This window comes from Streptomyces sp. NPDC001902 (assembly GCF_042891295.1).
Classification (GTDB): domain Bacteria; phylum Actinomycetota; class Actinomycetes; order Streptomycetales; family Streptomycetaceae; genus Actinacidiphila.
The window spans coordinates 44,119-63,364 of sequence record NZ_JBIATA010000014.1; the positions used below are offsets into that span (position 1 = coordinate 44,119).

21 protein-coding genes and 2 pseudogenes are annotated in these 19,246 nt (G+C 74.2%); 8 read left to right on the plus strand and 15 right to left on the minus strand.

Annotated elements, in window-relative coordinates:
- Positions 1 to 48: 48 nt before the first annotated feature.
- From ACFYYN_RS22805 to ACFYYN_RS22815, 3 genes are read right to left on the minus strand one after another with little or no spacing between them, the layout of a single operon-like run.
- The gene (locus ACFYYN_RS22805; protein WP_500323250.1) at positions 49 to 441 is read right to left on the minus strand and encodes a DUF742 domain-containing protein; all 393 of its coding nucleotides are present in this window, start codon (positions 439 to 441) and stop codon (positions 49 to 51) included.
- Positions 442 to 447: 6 nt separating this feature from the next.
- Positions 448 to 858 carry a roadblock/LC7 domain-containing protein gene (locus ACFYYN_RS22810; protein ID WP_018562311.1) on the minus strand — a complete coding sequence of 137 codons (411 nt, stop codon included), beginning with the start codon at positions 856 to 858 and terminating at the stop codon, positions 448 to 450.
- Positions 855 to 3,125: a sensor histidine kinase gene (locus tag ACFYYN_RS22815; protein ID WP_500323249.1), complete on the minus strand. Its 2,271-nt coding sequence runs from the start codon at positions 3,123 to 3,125 to the stop codon at positions 855 to 857. The genes ACFYYN_RS22810 and ACFYYN_RS22815 overlap by 4 nt, the downstream gene beginning before the upstream one ends.
- 239 nt (positions 3,126 to 3,364) lie before the next feature.
- Between ACFYYN_RS22815 and ACFYYN_RS22820 the strand changes: the two genes are divergently transcribed.
- Both ACFYYN_RS22820 and ACFYYN_RS22825 read left to right on the plus strand, forming a co-directional pair.
- Positions 3,365 to 4,384: an alpha/beta fold hydrolase gene (locus tag ACFYYN_RS22820; RefSeq protein WP_500547305.1), complete on the plus strand. Its 1,020-nt coding sequence runs from the start codon at positions 3,365 to 3,367 to the stop codon at positions 4,382 to 4,384.
- Between the two features lie 34 nt (positions 4,385 to 4,418).
- On the plus strand, positions 4,419 to 4,847 hold the full coding sequence (locus tag ACFYYN_RS22825) for a PPOX class F420-dependent oxidoreductase (protein WP_500323247.1): 429 nt from the start codon (positions 4,419 to 4,421) through the stop codon (positions 4,845 to 4,847).
- 27 nt (positions 4,848 to 4,874) lie between these two features.
- Here ACFYYN_RS22825 and ACFYYN_RS22830 read toward each other — a convergent pair whose 3' ends face one another.
- From ACFYYN_RS22830 to ACFYYN_RS22860, 7 genes are all read right to left on the minus strand, one after another.
- A complete protein-coding gene (locus ACFYYN_RS22830; RefSeq protein ID WP_500547306.1) occupies positions 4,875 to 5,546 on the minus strand; it encodes a hypothetical protein in 672 nt (223 codons plus the stop codon).
- Positions 5,547 to 5,693: 147 nt separating this feature from the next.
- Positions 5,694 to 6,284: a GTP-binding protein gene (locus tag ACFYYN_RS22835; RefSeq protein ID WP_500323245.1), complete on the minus strand. Its 591-nt coding sequence runs from the start codon at positions 6,282 to 6,284 to the stop codon at positions 5,694 to 5,696.
- Positions 6,265 to 6,660: a DUF742 domain-containing protein gene (locus tag ACFYYN_RS22840; protein WP_500547307.1), complete on the minus strand. Its 396-nt coding sequence runs from the start codon at positions 6,658 to 6,660 to the stop codon at positions 6,265 to 6,267. Before ACFYYN_RS22840 ends, ACFYYN_RS22835 begins: the two co-directional genes overlap by 20 nt.
- A gap of 14 nt (positions 6,661 to 6,674) precedes the next feature.
- On the minus strand, positions 6,675 to 7,097 hold the full coding sequence (locus ACFYYN_RS22845) for a roadblock/LC7 domain-containing protein (protein ID WP_499515451.1): 423 nt from the start codon (positions 7,095 to 7,097) through the stop codon (positions 6,675 to 6,677).
- On the minus strand, positions 7,094 to 9,574 hold the full coding sequence (locus ACFYYN_RS22850) for a sensor histidine kinase (RefSeq protein ID WP_500547419.1): 2,481 nt from the start codon (positions 9,572 to 9,574) through the stop codon (positions 7,094 to 7,096). The genes ACFYYN_RS22845 and ACFYYN_RS22850 overlap by 4 nt, the downstream gene beginning before the upstream one ends.
- 149 nt (positions 9,575 to 9,723) lie before the next feature.
- Positions 9,724 to 10,494 (minus strand): MHYT domain-containing protein, encoded by a 771-nt coding sequence (locus ACFYYN_RS22855; RefSeq protein ID WP_500323244.1) that lies wholly within the window; start codon positions 10,492 to 10,494, stop codon positions 9,724 to 9,726.
- A 135-nt stretch (positions 10,495 to 10,629) separates the two neighbouring features.
- Complete coding sequence (locus ACFYYN_RS22860; RefSeq protein WP_500323243.1) at positions 10,630 to 10,965, minus strand: YnfA family protein; 336 nt, start codon at positions 10,963 to 10,965, stop codon at positions 10,630 to 10,632.
- A 6-nt stretch (positions 10,966 to 10,971) separates the two neighbouring features.
- Between ACFYYN_RS22860 and ACFYYN_RS22865 the strand changes: the two genes are divergently transcribed.
- Positions 10,972 to 11,628 (plus strand): class I SAM-dependent methyltransferase, encoded by a 657-nt coding sequence (locus tag ACFYYN_RS22865; RefSeq protein WP_500547308.1) that lies wholly within the window; start codon positions 10,972 to 10,974, stop codon positions 11,626 to 11,628.
- Here the strand turns inward: ACFYYN_RS22865 and ACFYYN_RS22870 are convergent.
- Positions 11,577 to 12,316 (minus strand): annotated as a pseudogene (locus ACFYYN_RS22870) (alpha/beta fold hydrolase). The gene ACFYYN_RS22865 and the pseudogene ACFYYN_RS22870 sit on opposite strands and share 52 nt — an antisense overlap.
- Before the next feature lie 24 nt (positions 12,317 to 12,340).
- Between ACFYYN_RS22870 and ACFYYN_RS22875 the strand changes: the two are divergent.
- Together ACFYYN_RS22875 and ACFYYN_RS22880 are read left to right on the plus strand one after the other, a co-directional pair.
- Positions 12,341 to 12,656, plus strand: a pseudogene (locus ACFYYN_RS22875) (PadR family transcriptional regulator); the annotation flags it as partial.
- A gap of 82 nt (positions 12,657 to 12,738) precedes the next feature.
- Complete coding sequence (locus ACFYYN_RS22880; RefSeq protein ID WP_500547310.1) at positions 12,739 to 13,059, plus strand: hypothetical protein; 321 nt, start codon at positions 12,739 to 12,741, stop codon at positions 13,057 to 13,059.
- 30 nt (positions 13,060 to 13,089) lie between these two features.
- Here ACFYYN_RS22880 and ACFYYN_RS22885 read toward each other — a convergent pair whose 3' ends face one another.
- Complete coding sequence (locus ACFYYN_RS22885) at positions 13,090 to 13,407, minus strand: hypothetical protein (RefSeq protein WP_500323239.1); 318 nt, start codon at positions 13,405 to 13,407, stop codon at positions 13,090 to 13,092.
- A 14-nt stretch (positions 13,408 to 13,421) separates the two neighbouring features.
- Positions 13,422 to 13,793: a hypothetical protein gene (locus ACFYYN_RS22890; protein ID WP_500547311.1), complete on the minus strand. Its 372-nt coding sequence runs from the start codon at positions 13,791 to 13,793 to the stop codon at positions 13,422 to 13,424.
- A gap of 160 nt (positions 13,794 to 13,953) precedes the next feature.
- Between ACFYYN_RS22890 and ACFYYN_RS22895 the strand changes: the two genes are divergently transcribed.
- Positions 13,954 to 14,868, plus strand: a complete 915-nt coding sequence (locus tag ACFYYN_RS22895; protein WP_500547312.1) for a hypothetical protein — start codon at positions 13,954 to 13,956, stop codon at positions 14,866 to 14,868.
- Positions 14,869 to 14,888: 20 nt separating this feature from the next.
- Here ACFYYN_RS22895 and ACFYYN_RS22900 read toward each other — a convergent pair whose 3' ends face one another.
- Entirely contained in the window at positions 14,889 to 16,268 is a 1,380-nt protein-coding gene (locus ACFYYN_RS22900; protein WP_500547313.1) for an FAD-dependent oxidoreductase, read from the minus strand.
- 65 nt (positions 16,269 to 16,333) lie between these two features.
- Between ACFYYN_RS22900 and ACFYYN_RS22905 the strand changes: the two genes are divergently transcribed.
- Positions 16,334 to 17,572 carry a DUF4032 domain-containing protein gene (locus tag ACFYYN_RS22905; protein WP_500547314.1) on the plus strand — a complete coding sequence of 413 codons (1,239 nt, stop codon included), beginning with the start codon at positions 16,334 to 16,336 and terminating at the stop codon, positions 17,570 to 17,572.
- A gap of 96 nt (positions 17,573 to 17,668) precedes the next feature.
- Positions 17,669 to 18,457 (plus strand): class I SAM-dependent methyltransferase, encoded by a 789-nt coding sequence (locus ACFYYN_RS22910; protein ID WP_500547315.1) that lies wholly within the window; start codon positions 17,669 to 17,671, stop codon positions 18,455 to 18,457.
- Positions 18,458 to 18,484: 27 nt separating this feature from the next.
- On the opposite strand, the gene ACFYYN_RS22915 is transcribed toward ACFYYN_RS22910, so the two are convergent.
- Positions 18,485 to 19,243: a class I SAM-dependent methyltransferase gene (locus ACFYYN_RS22915; RefSeq protein WP_500547316.1), complete on the minus strand. Its 759-nt coding sequence runs from the start codon at positions 19,241 to 19,243 to the stop codon at positions 18,485 to 18,487.
- Positions 19,244 to 19,246: the final 3 nt, after the last annotated feature.

A 19,246-nucleotide genomic window follows, 5' to 3' on the forward strand; every position in this document is an offset into this window, starting at 1 on the left:
TCACCGTACGCCCGGGGTCCGACAACGCCGCCGCAGCGGCGGCCCGGCTCACAGGGCGCGCAGGCCGTCGATGACGTCCTTGAGCAGCCCCACGTCGGGCAGTTCGGCCGGCGGCACGGGCCGGATGGCCCGCAGGTGGCCGTCCCGGAGGAGGTCGCCGAGCAGCACGCGGACGACGCCGAGCGCGAGGTCGGCGTCCGCGGCCAGTTCGGCCACGGTGAGCGGGCTGTCCCGGCACAGGTCCAGGAGGGCCAGGTGCTCCTCGTCGAGGTGGTCGTCCGGGGCCTTACCGACGGCCGGGACCATGACGGCGATCAGGTCGACGTCACCGTCGGAGTCCGGCCGGGTGCGGCCGCCGGTGATGGTGTAGGCGCGCACCATCGGACCGGCCTCGTCGTCATACCAGAGCGCGCCCTCGTCTCCCGGCGGGCTCGGGTTCATGCTTCATCACTCCCCCGGTGCCGCCGCGTCGTGCCGGCGCGGCGTGACACCGAGGTGTTCACCGACCCGGTGGACCATGAGGGTCATCTCGTAGGCGATCTGCCCGACGTCGGCCTGCACACCGCTGAGCACCGACAGGCAACTGCCCTCGCCCGCGGCCGTGACGAACAGGAAGCCGTCGTCGAACTCGACCATCGTCTGCCGCACGCCGCCCGCGTCGAAGTGCCGGCCCGCGCCCTTGGCGAGGCTGTGGAACCCGGACGAGACGGCGGCCAGGTGCTCGGCCGTGGCACGGTCCAGACTGGTGCTCGCCCCGGTCACCAGACCGTCGCCGGAGAGCACCAGCGCGTGCCTGACGTGCGGCACCCGCTCTGTCAGATCGTCCATCAGCCATGTGAGTCCACTGCTCACCGTCATCCCCCGTTCTCCCCGGTCTCCGCTGTCCCTTGCGGTGCTGCGGCGTCCCTGCCGCGGGCCAGGCCGCGGGCGAACGCCGTGATGGTGGAACGAGCTTCTTCCGGAGATCGTTCCCTTTCGTCTCCCCCGCCAAGCGACTCCGCCGGGCTCTGGTGCGCCCCGTCGTCCCTCAGTTGCGCTACGAGACTGGCCTGCCGCTGCCGCTTCGGCAACCCCGTCCCGGTGCGCCCCTCCTCGCGCGGCCTGGTCGGTCCCCGCCGCGGCCGTGGTGTGCGCGGCGCCGTGTCGGCCCGGTCCGTCCCCGGCGGCTCGGGCACGGCCCGCGGGCGGAGCACCTGCTCGCCGGTCTCCAGGTCGTCGCCCGAGGCGTCCACGAGCACCGACTGCGGGACGAACACCACCGCGACCGTGCCGTCGAACCGCCCGCGGCGCAGGGTGACGCGCACCCCCTGCCGCGCGGCGAGCCGCCCGACGGTGAACAGGCCCAGCCGGTCCGTCTCCGGGAGCTCCGTTCCCGCGCCGGCCTCGCCGAGTTCGTTGTTGGCCTGGGCGAGCCGCTCGGCGCTCATGCCCAGGCCGCGGTCCTCGACCTCCAGGACGTAGCCACCCGCGACGACCTCGCCGCGCACCTCGACCTTGGTGTCGGGCGGCGAGAAGGCGGTGGCGTTGTCGATGAGTTCCGCCAGCAGGTGCAGCACGTCGGCGATCGCGGGGCCGGTCAGCGCCACCCGGGGCATGCGCCGGACGACGACCCGCTGGTAGTGCTCGACCTCGCCGACCGCGGCACGCGCCACCTCCGCGAGCCGGACCGGGCGGCGCCAGGCCCGGCCGGGTGCGTTGCCGGAGAGGATCAGCAGGCCCTCGGCGTGCCGGCGCATGCGGACGGCGATGTGGTCGACACGGAACAGGTCGTCCAGGTCCGCCGGGTCTCCGGAGCGGCGTTCCATGGCGTCGAGCAGCGTCAGCTGACGGTGCAGCAGCACCTGGCTGCGGCGGGCCAGGTTGGTGAAGACTGCGGAGACCCCGCGGCGCAGCTTCTCCTGGTCGACGGCCGCCTGGACGGCGGCACGCTGGGCGTTGTTGAAGGCCCGGCCGACCTGTCCGATCTCGTCGGCGCCGAAGCGCAGGTCGGGTGCGGCCCGCGCGACCGCGGCGTCGTCGAGTTCCTCGCCGGCGCGGAGCCTGCGGAGCACCTCCGGCAGGCGCCTCCCGGACAGCTCCAGGGCCTGGTTGCGCAGCAGCGTGAGGCGGCGGGCGATGCCGCGCCCGATGAGCAGGGAGATGACGACCGACAGCACGACGAGGAACAGTCCGGCGAGGCTGACCGCGCCGGTCCGCACGAGCACGTCCATGCCGTCGTCGCGGGCCCGCTCGCCGACCTCGCGGGCGGCGTCGACGTTGATGTCGCTGAGTTCGGCCAGGGCCCGGTCCGCGTTCTGGCGCCAGCGGTCCTGGGAGACGACCAGGCCCACGTCCTTGGCGCCCGCCCCGCGCGCCGCGGCCTCCATGGAGTCCAGCGTCCAGGCGACGCTGCCGCCCTCGAACTCGTCGAGCCGCTCCTTGGCGGCCTTGGTCAACTCCGGGTCGACGATGGAGTGCAGCAGCTTGCGCCCGTCGATGGTGCCGATGAACTCGCGGTACTGGCTGCCCGTCATGGCGGGACCGAGCTGCGCGGCGGTGAGCATGGCGTCCTCGCGGGACAGCAGTTCCCTGGCCCGTACCAGGTCGATGACGAAGCCGCCCTGCCGGGCGACCTCGCCGCTCTGGAGCGCGGCGAGCGATCCGCGCAGCCGGAAGATGGGGTCGATCACAGCCGAGTAGCGGTGGAGCGTCATCGACCAGCCGACGTCGCGCTGCCGGACGTCCTCGCGCAGCGGCGCCAGGTCCTTCGCGGCGGTGATCAGTTCGGTGATCCGCTGCCGCTGGGCGAGGTCGAGCTCGGTTCCCTGCGCCTGCTCGCGCGCGTGGTCGCGGACGACCGCGAGCAGCCGGTCGGTGGTGCGCTCGGCGCTCTCCAACTCGGGCCCGCCGCTCGCGCCGTCGGACGCCACATAGGCGACGGCGACGCGCCGCTCGACCTGCAGGGCGCGCCCCAGGTCGTCCGCGGGTGTCCCGTAGTAGCGGTAGGTGTCGGCGATCCCCATGAGGGCGAAGGCCCCGCGCACCGAGGTGAAGGTGCTGTATGTCCACAGACCCGCCAGCGAGAGCAGCGGCACCAGGAGAAGTACCACGAGTTGCGTGCGGATGGTGCGGGGGCGCAGGCGCATGCGTGAGGTCCTCGGTCGACCATGGGTTCGATGGGGAGGGGCACAGTCTGACCCACGAACGCCCCCTTCGTGGCGCCGACTGTGACATCTCACAATCCCTTTCCACCGGACGCCCTCAGGTGCGGGACGCGACGGAGCGACGTACCCTGCCCGGCCCCACCCCTCCGACCGCAAGCGCGTTCACGCCGCGCTAACGGCGCGGCATTGCGGGCGAAACCCCGCTGTCGCACGCTGGACGCATGGAACGGGGACAGGTCGTACGCCGGGTCTACGGTCCCGCCCCGGACACGGAGGACGGTTCTCAGGGCGTTCCTCTGGTCCATCGCGACATCCACGGCTACCGGCGCGCGTTCCGGCTGGGCGGCAGCGGGCCGCCGCTGCTGCTGATCCACGGCCTCGGCGACTCGTCGGCGACGTGGGCGCACATCCTGCCCCGGCTGGGGCGGCGGCACACGGTCATCGCCCCGGACCTGCTGGGCCACGGTGACAGCGAGCAGCCCCGCGCCGACTACGCGGTGGCGGCCTACGCGTGCGGCATGCGCGACCTGCTGGGCGTGCTGGACGTCGACCGGGTGTCGGTCGTGGGCCACTCGCTCGGGGCCGGCGTGGCGATGCAGTTCGCCTACCAGTTCCCGGAGCGGTGCGAACGCCTGGTGATCGTGGGCGGCGGCGGTCTGGGGCCGGAGGTGCACCCGCTGCTGCGGCTCGCCGCGGGGCCGGGTTCCGAAGTGACGCTGCCGCTGGCGACTTCGCCGCCCGTGCGCGGGGCGCTGCGGCTGCTCGCGCCGCTGCTGCGCACCACCGGAGGGCTCGGGCTGGGCCGCCACGACTTCGACTACGTCCTGGAGCGCTACCTCATGCTGGACAGCCCCAAGGCGCGTCAGGCCTTCCTGCGCACCCTGCGCGCCGGCGTGGACCTGCGGGGGCAGGTCATCACGATGATGGACCGCAGCTATCTGACGGCGGGCCTGCCGACCCTCATCATGTGGGGCGAGCATGACGCGGTGATCCCGGTGCGTCATGCGCTGAGGGCGCACACCGCGATGCCGGGCAGCCGGCTGGAGCTGTTCGAGGACGCCGGGCATTTCCCGCACCATGACGCGCCCGGGCGTTTCGTCGACGTACTGGAGGACTTCCTCGCCACCACCACGCCGCAGGAGTACGACCCGGTGCTCTGGCGCCGGCTGCTGCGGCGCGGTCGGGTGGACGTGCCGCTCTACCAGGAGGTCGAGCCGCCGCACCCCTCCAGCGGGTCCTGAGGCCGTCCGCCGCCGTCCGGGGCAGGATGGGGGCATGGGACACAGGATGACCGAGGAAGAGTGGCGGGCCTTCGTCTCCGCCGGGACGCGTACGGGGAAGCTGGCGACGACGCGGGCGGACGGCACGCCCCATGTGGCGCCCGTCTGGTTCCTGCTGGACGGCGACGACGTCGTGTTCAACACGGGCAAGGACACGGTCAAGGGCCGCAACATCACGCGCGACGGCCGGGTCGCCCTGTGCGTGGACGATGACCGGCCGCCGTTCGCGTACGTGGTCCTGCGGGGACGGGCTGAGGTGAGCGAGGAGCCCGGTCCCTTGCGGGAGTGGGCCACCCGGCTCGCCGCCCGCTACATGGGCGAGGACGTCGCCGAGGAGTTCGGGGCGCGCAATGGGGTGCCCGGTGAACTCCTGGTGCGGGTGCGGATCGACAAGGTGCTCGCCGAGTCCGGTGTGGCGGACTGAGCGTCGGGCGCCCGCCGCCCGCCCGGGTCAGCGGATCGGCTTGCCGCCGTTGGCCTTCTTGCCGTTGGCGCCCATCGCCCACCAGGTGCCGCCCACGCCGTGACCGTTGGTGTCGCCGGGCTTGGTGTCACCGGTGTACCAGTAGACGGGCCAGCAGTTGTACGACAGCTGCTTGGTGCCGTCCGGACGGGTGTAGGTGCTGACGAGCTTGGGGTTGAGACCGGCGGCCTCGGCCTGCGCCTTGGTGACGGGCTTGGCCGCCGGCCACTTCTTGAGGCACTCGCCGGTGCAGTTGGACACCATCGGCCAGTCGGTGTCCTTGTCGAAGCGGTACAGGGTGCGGCCCTTGGAGTCGACGAGGATGTCACCCAGGTTGGCGTCGTTGACGACGGAGAGGATGGGCCACTTCTTGTCGGAGGCGGCGTCCGCGCTGCCGCCGTCGGAGCTGTCGTCCGTACCGCCGGCGTATCCGTCGTCGGTGCCCGAGGAGGGGTCGGCCGAGGTCTCGCTGTCGTACCCGTAGTCGCCGGAGGTGGTCCCGGAGCCGGGCTGCGAGGTGGCCGACTGGGCCGCGTCCTGTTGCTGGGCCGCCGGCGCCACGCTGCTCGCCTGGTCGTAGCCGTTCGACCCGCCGCAGGCGGTGACGAGGAGGAGGGCAGCGGCCGTTCCGGCGACTGCGGCACCGATCCGCTTGTGCATCTGGACTCCTTGCGCGGTAGGGGCGTCGGGGCCCGTGCGCCCCGTCTGGCCACCTGTACGCACCCGGTTCGGCTGCCTCTCAATGCACTGTGAATTCCTTTTTCGGCGGCGCCGTTCTGCTAGGGTGCCCCGCTGCTCCACGGAGCGTCAGCGCACCGACTCCAGCAGACGTGCCGCGTGCATCCGCCCGGCGTGCTCGACGAGGGCGATCAGCACCTCCTTGCCCGATGCGCGATCCCGTGCGTCACAGAGGACGACGGGGGTGCCGTCCTGCAGGTCGAGGGCGCGTGAGATGTCCTCCGGGCGGTGCTCCAGCGCGCCGGGGAAACGGTTGACGGCGACCGCGAACGGGATCTTCCGGTGCTCGAAGAAGTCCACGGCGGGGAAGCAGTCCTCCAGGCGGCGGGTGTCGGCGAGCACGACCGCGCCGAGCGCCCCTTGTGACAGCTCGTCCCACAGGAACCAGAAGCGGTCCTGGCCGGGGGTGCCGAAGAGGTACAGCGACAGACCCGCCCTGATGGTGATCCTGCCGAAGTCCATCGCCACGGTGGTGGTGGACTTCCGCTCCACTCCCCCGGTGTCGTCCACGTGACGCCCGGCCTCGGTCAGTTGCTCCTCGGTGCGCAGCGGCCGGATCTCGCTCACCGCGCCCACCATGGTGGTCTTGCCGACCCCGAAGCCCCCCGCGATGAGGATCTTCAGGGCCATGACCGGCGTCTCAGAGTGCCCGGAGTCCATTGATCACCTCTCGCAGGATGCGCTCGTCGGGTAGGTGCGCCGGCGGTACGGGATTGCTCACCCGTACGCTGCCGAGCGTCAGGAGGTCGCCGAGGAGGACGCGTACGACGCCCACCGGCAGGTCGGCGTCGGCCGCCAGTTCCGCGACCGACAGGGGCTCTTCCCGGCACAGCACGAGCAACGCTGTGTGCTCGGGCTCCAGCGTGGGGTCGTCGGCGGCACCGGGTTCGGCGAGCACCAGGGCGATGAGGTCCAGGGCGGCGACGGCCGCACCGGGCCGGGTGCGGCCGCCGGTCATGGCGTACGGGCGCACCAGGGGCCCTGCCGCGTCGTCGTACCAGTGGCCGTCCGGGCTCCGCGGGTGCGCGCCGTTCATCACCTGTGCGCCGGTCAGCCGGCGGCCGGGCCGGCGGCGCCGAGGCGCGGCGGGGTGTGCAGGTGCTCGCCCACGCGCTTGACCAGGCGCGCCATCTCGTAGGCGATCAGGCCGACGTCGGCGCCCGCGCCGGTGAACACCGCGAGGCAGGAGCCCTCGCCGGCGGCCGCCACGAAGAGGAAGCCGTGGTCGAGTTCGACCATGGTCTGCCGGACCTGGCCGGCCGCGAAGTGGCGTCCGGCGCCCTTGGCGAGGCTGTGGAAGCCCGAGGCGACGGCCGCCAGGTGCTCGGCGTCCTCCCGGGTCAGCCCGCGGGAGGAGCCCACGGCCAGGCCGTCGCCCGACAGCACCACGGCGTGGCGGACGTTGTCCACCCGGTCGGTGAGGTCGTCCAGCAGCCAGTCCAGTTCACCGGACCGGTTCGATGCGTCGATCATCCGTGCTCTCCTTCGCGGGGTGCCCGGGCCGAGGTGCGGGCGTGGTCCTGCTCGCCGTCCCCGGGCGTCGTGTCCGGACCGTCGTGGTGACCCGGCCCTCCCGGGCCGGACCGGGTGCCGCCGGGCTGCGGGGCGGGCCGCAGGGGGCGCGGGCCGGCGGGTGCGGGTTCCCCGTCGGCGGTGTCACGCGCTCCGGCGCCGCCGCCGCGGATCCAGCCGCGGCGGAACGCGGCCATCGTCGAGCGCGCCTGCTCGGCGGTCCGCTCCGGGACGTCCTGCCCCGTGTCCTGCGGCCCGGGGCCGCGTTCGGGTGCTCGGGGCTCCAGCAGCTGCGGGGCGAGGCTCGCACGGCGTACGCGGCGCGGGAGTCCGCCCTCGGCGGGAGGCGTGCCCGCAGGGGCGCCCACGGGCGCGGGAACGGGCGCCGCGCCGCGGGCCGGTGCGGGCACGGATACGGGCGCGGGCGCGGGCGCGGGCAACGGCCCGTGCTCCGGCGGACGAACGGAACGGGGCGCGGAGGGACGCGGCGGCCCGTCGCCGTCGCCGCGCGGGGAGGCCGCCACCAGGGGCGGGACCTCCGCGGACCCCTGGCGGGGTCCGTGCGGGCCGGACGCCGCGCCCCCCGTCCCTGCGCCCCGTGGGGCGCGGGCTTCGGGCGCCCTCATGTCGAGCAGGGCGGTGGGCAGCAGGACGACGGCGGTGGTGCCGCCGTACGGGGAGGAGCGCAGGGAGACCCTGACGTCGTGCCGCCGGGCGAGCCTGCTGACGACGAACAGGCCGAGCCGGTCGCTGTCGAACAGGTCGAGCGCCTGGGTCTGGGCGATGCGCCGGTTGGCCTCGGCCATGGCCTCCTTGCCCATGCCGAGCCCACGGTCCTCGATCTCCAGGGCGTAGCCGTTGCCGACCTGCTCGCCGTAGACGCGCACCTTGGTGTGGGGCGGGGAGAACTGGGTCGCGTTCTCGACGAGTTCGGCGATCAGGTGGGTGAGGTCGGCGACCGCGGAGCCGACGACCGCCGCGAGGGGGAGCCTGCGGACCTCGACGCGGGCGTAGTCCTCGACCTCCGCGACCGCGGCGCGCACCACGTTGGTGAGGGGTACGGGCTTGCTCCAGGCGCGGCCGGGAGCGGAGCCGGAGAGGATGATCAGGCCCTCGGCGTGCCGCCGCATACGGGTGGTGAGGTGGTCGAGCCTGAACAGGTCCTCCAGCTCGCCCGGGTCCTCGGTGCGCCGTTCCATGCTGTCGAGCAGCGCCAGCTGCCGGTGCACCAGAACCTGGCTCCGGCGGGCGAGGTTGACGAAGACGCCCGAGACCCCGTTGACCAGTTCGGCGCGTTCCGCGGCGGCGCGCAGCGCGGCGCGCTGCACGGTGGCCAGGGCCTCGGCGACCTGGCCGATCTCATCGGCGCCGTGCCTGCCGAGGGGCGCCTCCTTGCCGAGGTCGATCTCCTCGCCGGCGCGGAGCCGCCGCATGGCGCGCGGCAGTTTGCGGCGGGCGAGTTCGAGCGCGGTGTTGCGCAGGCCGACGAGTTCGACGACGAGACCGCGGCCGATCCGTACGGAGATGAAGAGGGAGGCGACGACGCCGAGGAGGCCGAGCAGGACGGCGATGCCCGAGGTGCTCAACAGGCCGTGCGCGAGGGGCCGGTCGGCGGGTGCTGCGGCCTTGGCGGACTTCTCCAGCCCGGACAGCACCTGTCCGGTGGCCCGGTCCCATGTGGCGAGGCTCGCGCCGTCCACGGCGGCCTTGCCCGGTCCGGCGTCGAGGACGGCGTCCTCCATGGCCTCGAGGTCCGTGTACGCGGTGGAGCGGGCCAGCCGCACCCAGGCGCTGCGGCCGGCACCGCCGAGGTCGGCCGTGGCACCCGCGAGCAGGGCGCGGCGGGCGGTGACGGCACCGCTCAGGTCGCGGTAGCGGTCCGTGGGCAGACCGCGGGTGAGCGCGGCCGCGGCGAGCAGCGCGTCCTCGCGGGACAGTTGTTCCGCGGCACGGCCGATCTCCAGGGCGGCACGCTCGCCGCGTCCCGTGGAAAGGGCGCCGCCGATCGCGAATCCGTCGGTCACGGCGTCGGTGTAGGCGCGGTACGTCTGCCGCCAGTCCGCCGCTCCCTGGGTGATGCCCGGGCGCTGCCTGCGCAGGCGCTCCAGGTCGCCGACGAAGGTCCGGACGCGCACCGCGGCGGTGCCCGGCAGACCGGTGCCGTCGGCGACCGTGTGGCCGCCGCCCAGCTGCAGCAGGGCGGCGGCACGGTCGGTGGCCGTGGCGCGTCTGCTCAGTTCGGCGGCGGCCTCGGTGGTGGGCCGGGCCAGGTAGCGGGCGGCGGCACGGCGTTCGGCCTGCAGGGTGGTCACGGTGTCGGCGACCGGCTCACGGATCGTTTCTGCAATGCGCTGGGCACGCAGCCGACCGGAGACGTCCTGGGCCGTGGTGACGGCGGCGAAGGCCCACAGCGCCATCAGGGACACGACGGGCACCATGAGGAGCGACACGATCTTCGCGCGCACGGTCCTCGGGCGCAGGCTCAGCCGGTCCGCCGCCCCGCCGCTCCGTCCGCCGTCGGTGGCGCGGGAGGACGGTTCCTCGTCCGCGGGGAGTCCCGCGTGCGCTCTGCGGCCCCGTGGCGGCGTCACAGGGCACCCTCGCCGATGCGCTGGGCGGTCGCGGAGGCGATGTGTTCCCTCGCCGTCGGGGAGAGCGCGACGAAGGCGGAGGTGAGGAAGAGGTAGGAGCCGAGGCCGACGATGAGGGGGAACAGGAACGCTGTCGCGCCGGAGCCGGTCAGCACCTCCGCCGAGGGCCGGACCCGGACGTGCACGGCGAGCATCCCGGTGTAGTGCATGCTGCTGACCGCCGCGCCCATCACCAGGGAGGCGCCGGCGACGACCACGGGCCGGTGGATGGTGAGCGCGGCCCACAGCGCGGCGGTCGCGGCGGCCCAGGCGATGGCGACCGACAGCGCCACGAGCCACGGTTCGTAGGACACCGCGCCATGAAGGCGTACGGCGGCCATGCCCAGGTAGTGCATGCTGGCCACACCGACACCCGTGGTGAGGCCGCCGATCGCGAGGGCCCGGAAGCGGCCGTGGCCGTACCCGACGGCGAAGACGCCGAGGCCGACGACGACCATGGCGACGGCGAGGCTGAGGACGGTCAGGGGGACGTTGTAGCGGATCTCGGTGCCGGTGACGCGGAAGCCGAGCATGGCGACGAAGTGCATCGTCCAGATCCCGGTGCCGAGGGCGCTCGCGGCGGTGATCAGCCAGTTGCGCCGGGAGCGGCCGGTCGCTGCCAGGGCCCGTACGGTGCAGCGCAGTCCGAGCGCCGCGCCGACGCACGCCATGGCGTACGAGAGCAGCGGGGTCAGCCAGCCGAAGGCGGCGTGGTCGATGTGTCCCATGGCCCCGGGACGCTAGTGCGGGGGTGGTCGCACGCTCGGGCCATGACGGAACCCTGCCTTATTTGACCGCGTGCTTTCCGGATGCGGCCCCCCGGCGATCGCGTGCGGCACGAACCTGTACGCGGGAAGCGTGTTTCAGCCGCTGCGTGGCCCGTACATGATGATCCCCACGCCCGCCAGGCACACCAGCGCGCCCACCACGTCGTAGCGGTCGGGCCGGTAGCCGTCCGCCACCATCCCCCAGGCGAGCGAGCCCGCGATGAACACCCCGCCGTAGGCGGCGAGGATGCGGCCGAACTCGGCGTCCGGCTGGAGGGTGGCGACGCACCCGTACAGGCCCAGGGCGATGACCCCGGCCCCGATCCACGCCCATCCGCGGTGCTCGCGCAGCCCCTGCCAGACCAGCCAGGCGCCACCGATCTCCAGCAGCGCGGCCAGCACGAAGAGGGCGACGGAACGGAACGGGATCATGCGACCATGATGCCCCGCGTCCCGTGCGCCCCGGCGCGCGCCCCGAACCGGAGGTGGACCGTCGTGCACACCGACCCCGCGCAGATCCGCGCGTTCTTCGCCGCCCGCGCCGCCGACTGGGAGACCCGCTACCCCGACGACGCCCCCGTCTACCGGGCCGGTGTCGCCGAACTGGGCCTGCGGGAGGGCCAGACGGTCCTCGACGCGGGGTGCGGCACGGCCCGGGCGATGCCCTTCCTGCGCGCGGCCGTGGGGGCGTCCGGGACGGTCCTGGGCGCCGATCTGACGCCCGAGATGCTGGCCGCGGCGGTACGGGCCGGGCGCCGGGAGCACGGCGCCCTGCTGCTGGCCGACTGCGCCCAGCTGCCGCTGCGCGACGCCACCCTGGACGCCGTCTTCGCCGCGGGGCTGATCGGGCACCTGCCGGACCCCCGGGCCTGTCTGCGGGAGCTGGCCCGGGTCACCCGGCCCGGCGGCCGGCTGGCGCTCTTCCACCCGATCGGACGGGCGGCGCTGGCCGCCCGGCAGGGCCGCGAGCTGACCCCCGACGACCTGCGCGCCGAGCCCAACCTGGGGCCGTTGCTGGAGTCCTCGGGGTGGACCCTGACCTCCTACACCGACACCGACGAGCGGTTCCTCGCGATGGCCTCGACGAAGGCGTAGGCGTTGTCGAACATGATGGTGTGACCGGCGCCGGGGACCGTCACGACGGACACCCCGGCGGCCTCCAGCTCCGCCCGGCCGCTCAGGTCACCGCTCGGCTCACCCTGCAGGAAGGTGCGCGGAACGGGCGACGAGAGCAGCAGTTCGCGCATGACCGGATCGCTCCCCGCAGCAGTGACGAGGCGGTGCGGTGCGGGGCGACGCGGTCGGCCAGGCGCATCGCGGCGACCCAGTGCGGGCCGACCCGCCATAGGACGCGGGCGAAGCCTCCGCCGTGGACGAGCTCCTCCTCGGTGAAGGCCGCGATGCCGCTGCTGCCCGCCGTCGCGCGCGGACGCGCGTCGAGGTTCGCCTCCGCCAGCACCAGGCGCGCCACCAGATCGGGCCGGCGCGCGGCGAGGACGATCGCCACGGCGCCTCCCATGCTGTGGCCGACCACCGCGGCCGGGCCCGTCGCGGCGGCGTCGAGTGCCGCGGCGAGCGCGTCCGCATGCTCCTCCAGCGTGTAGCCGAAGGCGGCGGGCCGGTCGCTGATGCCGTGGCCCGGCAGGTCGGCGAGGAGGGAACTCCGCCCGGTGAGGGCCGGATCCGCCGCTATGTGGGCGAAGTAGACGGAGAGGTCGCCCAGCCCGTGCACATAGACGAGCGCGGAGCCGGTCCCGGGTGTCCCGGTCCAGCGGATGGCTATGAGCTGCGTAAGGGCATCGCCGCTACCACCGAGGGCTGCGCCGAGCTGCGCCGGCGGCTCACGGAGCCGGACGCCGCCGACATCCCCGACGAGAACCGCTGGTTCACGTTCCTCGCCCTCCTGCGCCATCTCGATGACCCCTCCCTGCACAGCGCGGTGCTGCGTCGCCGGCTCGCCGTCCTGGTGGAACCCACGAGCTTCTTCCACGACGGCGACCGCCCGCTGCGGAGCGGAGGAGCTCGACGACCCGTTCCGGCGGGGCGTCCTGACGATCGCACGGGTCACCACGCGGGCGGAGCTCGGCCGGCTGCGCAGCACCCTGGACGCCCTGGGGTCCTGAGTACGGCCCCGGCGGGTCCGGCCGGCGCGGCGGGGACGGTAGCCTGCGGCACGTCCGACCGAGGAGAACTGCGAGGCCGCGCGTGACCCGAGAGCTGCACAACGTCCGGCTGGTACCCCGCGAGGGGGACCCGACCCCACTGACGGACGAGGAGGAACAGCGCGCGCGGACCACGCTCTTCAACGACCTCGGCCGCGCCGTCTCCGACCGCGGCTGGGTGCGCTTCCCCGCCTACTCGCCCGAGGAGCGGCGGCGGCTGGTCGACGTCGCCGGCCGGCTGAGCGCCTACTGGGGCGTCGAGGTCGGCGTGGCGGCCGAGGACCCCTGCTCCATGCGGCTCTTCCTCCCCGGGTACGGTCCGCGGGAGGCCGCGGTCACCCCGGCCGTGGAAGGCCGCTTGTGACGGCCCGGGCCCGGTAGGGCGGCGGACGCCTCACGCTTCGGGGAGGCCGAGCAGCGACCGGGCGACCGCCCGCGGCGGTACGCCACGCTCCTGGGCGAGCACCGCGACGGCACGCCGTGCGAGTTCACCGATCCCGAACATCAGCGCCTCCGGCGCGACACGCGCCGCAGCGGCCTCGAGCGCCTCCTCGTCCCCCTCGACGGAGGCCGCGACATGGGCGGCGGCCGCCTCGAAGAGGTTGCGCTCGCGTGATGCCCGGCGTGAGGGCTCCGCCCCGGGCGTCGGCGGGGGCTTCGCGGGCCTCCCCGGCGTCCGCGCCGCGGTGAACCTCCGGAGCCAGGTGGCCATCCGCATCACCCCTCTCACCCAGGGGCGTTCCCGCCCGCGGGCAGCCGGAACCCCGGAAGGCCCGGGTCGCCGCTCTCCGCGGTGAGCACGAGAGGGGGGCCGTGCGCGCCGGGCTCCCAGCCGGCGGCCAGCGCGTGCTCGACGAGCAGGCGGACGTCGCGAGGAGTCGGGTGGGCGGTATCTGTGACGCAGTATCCCCACGGACCGGGCTCCGAGGCCGACACCAGATCGGCGGCGAGGGCACGGCCGCCGGGAGCCGCCCCGTCCGTGACGCGGACGAAGACGACGCGGCGGCAGGTGCCGTCGGGCTGATCGGCGTGCCCGATGCGCGCGGTCCAGAGGAACTCGCGCCCGTCGAAGCGGAGGCGACGGCGCCGTTTCCTCACGGGCGGCCGCCCTGGTGGGCAAGGGAGTTGGCCATGGCGTCAGCGTAGGGGCCGGCGATCCGGCCACCGAACGGTTTTCCACAGGGCGCGCCCCGGTCTCGACGCGGGTGTTACCGGGTGGTTAGGGTGCGCCCACCACTGAGAACCCACTGGAGAGGGGATGCCCGTGTCCGCGACGGACGACGACGCGCTGTTCGTGCTCACCGCGGCGATGCTGACGCCCGCGCAGTTCCCGGGCGTCCTGGCCGACGACTATCCGGCCGCGTGCGCCGAGCTCGGGCTGGAACCGGCGGACGACGGCTACGGCCTCGTCTTCGGCCAGGACGGGACGGGCGCCCGGTGGACGGTCGCGATCAGCGACACGGCGCTGGTCGCGTGCGCCCTCGCCGCGTGGGACTGCGGGCTGGAGTACGACCTCTCCCCCGACGAGCGCTCGGTCGTCGCCGCGCTGCCCGGCTGGCCGCTGCCGGTCGCGGTGGCCGCGCCCGGCGTGCCCGCTCCGCACGATCCGCCCGAGGCCGAGGACGGCCCGCCGCTCTCACCGCCCGACACCGGGACGTGGGGGCCGGCACAGCGACGCCTGGGGGCCGACGAGATAGCCCTCCAGTGGCGGATCTGGCGGGAACAGCTCGACGCCGGGGACGAGCCCGACACCCCGGACGGCGCCGACAGCTCCAGCAGCTCGGACACATCCGCCGCGACCGTCACAAACTCCGCGCCCGACGGCACGGAGAGGGAGCCCACGGAGAACGAGTCGGGTGAAGGAACAGGGGCCACGGCTGCCACGGCTCCCGCCGCCGACGGCCTCCACCCCGGGGTGCGGCGCGCGCTGGAGGCCGCCCAGGAGTATCTCCGCACGCCCCCGCCGCCCGGCCGCATACGCTCGACCGCGGCGGGCGAGGGCGTACGCACCCTGCGTGTGGACGGCGAGGGCTGGAGCCTGGTGGCCCGCACCGACGACATCGCCTTCGTGCTGCTCGACGAGGAGCCCGGCGAGGTGCTGCCGGTCGGCCGGGGGCCGGAACTCCCCAGCCTGCTGGAGGGCCTGGAGAAGCTGGCCGTACGGCCCGCCTGAGCGCCGCTCCCGGTCGCGGCTCAGGCGTCCGGGCCGTCCGCGCGGACCTTCCCGTCGACCTTGCGCGCGGCGATCAGGACCGGGTCCCACACCGGTGAGAACGGCGGGGCGTAGCCCAGGTCGAGCCCGGTCATCTGCTCGGCGGTCATGCCCGCGGTGAGCGCCACCGCGCCGATGTCCACGCGCTTGGCCGCGCCCTCGCGGCCGACGATCTGCAGTCCGAGGAGCCGTCCGGTGTGCCGCTCCGCGATGGCCTTGACCGTCATCGGCGCGGCGCCGGGGTAGTAGCCGGCCCTGCTGGTGGACTCGATGACCGCGGTGACGTACTGCAGCCCGGCGGCACGGGCCTGGGACTCCTTCAGTCCCGTACGGGCGATCTCCAGGGAGCAGACCTTGCTGACGGCCGTGCCCACCACGCCCGGGAAGGTGGCGTAGCCGCCGCCGATATTGGTGCCGATGACCCGGCCCTGCTTGTTGGCGTGGGTGCCCAGCGCGATGTGCTGCATCCCGCCGGAGACCAGGTTGAGGACCTCCACGCAGTCCCCGCCCGCCCAGACCGCCTCCTCCCCGCGCACACGCATCGCGCGGTCGGTGAGCAGCCCGCCGTGCGCACCCAGCGGCAGCCCCGCGTCGCGGGCGAGGCCGGTGTTGGGGGCGACGCCGAGCCCGAGCACGACCACGTCCGCCGGGTACTCGCCCTGGTCGGTGGCCACCGCGCGGACCCGGCCGTCCGCCCCGGTGAGCACCTCGCGCACCGGGGCTCCGGTGACGACGGTGATGCCGAGGCCCTCCATGGCCTCCCGCACGAGCCGGCCCATGTCCGGGTCGAGGGTCGCCATGGGCTGCTCGGAGCCTTCGACGAGGGTGACCCGGAGACCGCGCCGCAGCATGGCCTCGGCCATCTCCACGCCGATGTAGCCGCCGCCGACCACGACGGCGGTACTGACGGGCCTGTTGTCGAGGGCGTCCAGGATGTCCTCGCCGTCGTCGAGGATCTGCACGCCGTGCACGCCCCCGGCGTCGATCCCGGGGATCGGGGGGCGCTTGGGCACGGCGCCGGTGGCGATGACGAGCTGGTCGTACTCCGTCCATCCCTCCGCCCCGAAGACGTCCCGGGTGCGCACCCGGCCGCGGTCCCGGTCGATCTCGACGACCTCGGTGCCGAGCCGCACGTCGATGTCGTGGGCCCGGTGCTTCTCGGGCGTGCGGGCGATCAGCTTGTCGGGGCCGGTGGCGTCCCCGGCGATCCAGTACGGGATGCCGCAGGCGGAGTAGGAGGTGCGGCGCCCGCGTTCGAAGGCGACGACCTCCAGTTGGTCGGGCCCCTTCCTCCTGCGCGCCTGCGACGCCGCCGACATGCCCGCGGCGTCCCCGCCGATGACCACAAGCCGTTGCCTCATGCCCCGCAGCGTATGTGCCGCCCCGGTGTCCCGCGCGATCACCCCGTTGCCGCAGACTGGGCGCCATGGACCTGCAGATCACCGCGACCTCCCCGGACCATCCCGCGACCCTCCTCGACCTGCCGTGGAACGTGCCGCTGGAGGAGTGGCCGGAGGAGTACCTGGTGGCGCTGCCGCGCGGCATCTCGCGGCACGTCGTCCGGTTCGCCCTGGCCGGCGACGAGGTGGTGGCGGTCAAGGAGGTCGGCGAGTGGGCGGCCGTCCGCGAGTACGGGCTGCTGCGCGACCTGGACCGCATGGGCATACCCGCGGTCGACGCCCTCGCCGTCGTCACCGGCCGCGCCGACGACCGCGGCGAACCGCTGGAGCCGGTGCTGATCACCCGCCACCTGGGCGGCTCGCAGCCGTACCGCTCGATGTTCGAGACGACGATGCGCCCGGGCACGGTCAACCGGCTGCTGGACGCGCTCGCCGTGCTGCTGGTCCGGCTGCACCTGGCGGGCTTCGCCTGGGGCGACTGCTCGCTGTCGAACACCCTCTTCCGGCGTGACGCGGGCGCCTACGCCGCCTACCTGGTGGACGCCGAGACCGGGCAGATCCAGCCCAGCCTCTCGCGCGGCCAGCGGGAGTACGACATCGAGGTGGCCCGGGTGAACATCGCCGGCGAGCTGATGGACCTGGAGGCGGGCGGCTCGCTGCACCCGTCCGTGGACCCGGTCACCTTCGGGCAGGCCATCGCCGACCGCTACGACGAGCTGTGGCACGAGCTCACCCGCGAGTCGGTGTACCCGGTGGCCAAGCGGCACTACATCGACCGGCGCATCCGGCGGCTGAACGACCTCGGCTTCGACGTCGCGGAGATGCAGATCCAGCGGTCGCCCGACGGTGACGACGTCACGTTCCTGCCCAAGGTCGTGGACGCCGGCCACCACCAGCGGCAGCTGCTCCGCCTCACCGGCCTGGACGCCGAGGAGAACCAGGCCCGCAGCCTCCTCAACGACCTCGAGACGTGGATGGCCGGCCAGGAGGACTACGCCCCCGGCGACCCGCTGGGCGCCCGCCCCGAAGTGCTGGCCCACCGCTGGGTCCGCGACGTCTTCCGGCCGACGGTCCGCGCCGTGCCGCGCGAGCTGCGGGGCTCCCTGGACACCGCGCAGATCTACCACGAGCTGCTCGAGCACCGCTGGTTGATGTCCGAGCGGGCGCAGCGTGACGTGGGTCTCGACGCGGCGGTCGAGGACTACGTCCGGAACGTGCTCCTCCCGTCGCCGCAGGGTCCCGCCGTTCCGCTGCCGCCCGACTAGGCCTTGTCGTCGAAGCAGCTCCCCCGACCTCCTGCCGAAGGCTGGGAGGGACTTCGACGACACGGCCCGGCGCCGGGCCCTAGCTAGTCTCGACGGGTGACCGACCCGACTTCGCTGAGGGGCGTCTTCGACGAGGACGCCGAGCTGTACGACCGGGTCCGCCCGGGGTATCCCGGCGTGCTCTTCGACGATCTGGCCGCGGTGGCGGGGCTCGGCCCCGGCGCGCGCGTGCTGGAGATCGGCTGCGGGACCGGACAGGCCACCGTGCCGCTCGCGGAGCGCGGCTTCCGCGTCACAGCCGTCGAGCTGGGCCCGTCGATGGCGGCGGTCGCCCGGCGCAGGCTGGCCGGGTTCCCGGGCGTCGAGGTGGTCGTCTCCGCCTTCGAGGACTGGCCGCTCCCGGAGGAGCCGTTCGACGCGGTCGTCTCGGCCACGGCGTTCCACTGGATCGACCCCGCCGTGGCGGTCGTCAAGTGCGCCGACGCGCTGCGGCCCGGCGGGGTGCTGGCCGTCATCGCCACCCATCACGTGGACGGCGGCACCCGGGCCTTCTTCGCGGACGTGCAGGAGTGCTACGAGCGCTTCGACCCGGCGACGCCCCCGGGGCTGCGGCCGCGCGCGGCGGCCCTGGTCCCCACCGACAGCGAGGAGACGGACCGCTGCGGGCGCTTCGGGCCGGCCGTCTTCCACCGCTACGAGCGCGAACTGCCGTACACCACGGCCGAGTACCTCGACCTGCTGCTCAGCTACTCCAACCACCGCGCCCTTCCCGCGACGCGGCGGGAGGGCCTGCTCGCCTGCATCCGGGCGCTGGCCGACGGCCGCTACGGCGGCCGCGTCGTCAAGCGGTACCTGACGGAACTGCGCATCACACGGCGACTGTGACGGTGACGGACCCGGCGGGCACGCCGATCACGCCCGTGTGCCCCCGGGGCCGCGCGTCGCGGAGATCGTCAGGCGGACGTAGTCCACGACGGGCTCCGGCAGGCGCGCGGCCACGGCGCGGACGAAGGCCTCGTGCTCCGCGCCGGGGAGGCGTTCCAGCTGTCCGCCGAGGACGACGACGGCCAGGTACGCGAGCAGTTGCGCGCCCGGTTCGAGACGGGCGGGGTCGGGGACGAGGGCGACCTGGACGTCGGTGAAACCGGCGTCCCGCAGGCGGCGTTCGGTCTCCTCGACGCCCGCGAAGTTCCAGACGGCGGGCTGCGGGCCGAGGACGTCGTCGACGGCGGCCGACACGCCGGCGATGTTGCCGAGTCCGCCGCATTCGGCGACGAGGCGTCCGCCGGGGCGCAGGACTCGTGCGACACCGCGGAAGAGCGCGGCGTGGTCGGGGATCCAGTGGAAGGTGGCGACGCTGGTGACGGCGTCCACCGTGCCGGTGACGGGGAGCGGGCCGGTGATGTCGGCGTGCACGACCTCGACGCGGTCCAGGCGTCCGGCGAGGCGCCGTCGGAGCTGCTCCAGCATGCGCAGCGAGCCGTCGAGGGCGACGACGCGGCCGTGCGGGAGCAGGTCGAGCAGCGCCTCCGTGTCGCGTCCGGTGCCGCAGCCGAGGTCGAGCACCCGCTCGTCGCCGCGCGGCGCGAGGCGGTCCAGGGTCCCGCGGCCCCACTGCACGTGGGGCAGCGGCAGGCTGTCGTACGTGGTGGCGTCCCATTCCCGCGTCATGAC